Annotated in this window: 1 protein-coding gene; it reads right to left on the bottom strand. The window is 42.6% G+C overall.

Translation table 11 applies throughout. The features are described from left to right. On the bottom strand, window positions 1–216 hold a 216-nt coding region (locus tag V7S76_RS13320; RefSeq protein WP_459510632.1), incomplete at both ends, for a thrombospondin type 3 repeat-containing protein.

Below are 216 nucleotides of genomic sequence, written 5' to 3'. Positions count from 1 at the left end.
CGATAGAATCTGGAATACCATCACCATCCGAATCTGTATCTAAATAATCTGGTGTACCATCACCATCTGTATCAACTGGAGTAGCTCCATTAGAACCTTTCTCAATTGAATCTGGGATACCATCACCGTCAGAATCTAAGTCTAAATAGTTTGGTGTACCATCGCCATCCGTATCTGTTGGTGTACATGGTGCAGTACCTGTACATCCCGCATCTT

This window comes from Aquirufa sp. ROCK2-A2, from assembly GCF_054558485.1.
The sequence above is the reverse complement of the archived record's forward strand: the minus strand, read 5'-3'. Positions and strand labels throughout refer to the sequence as shown.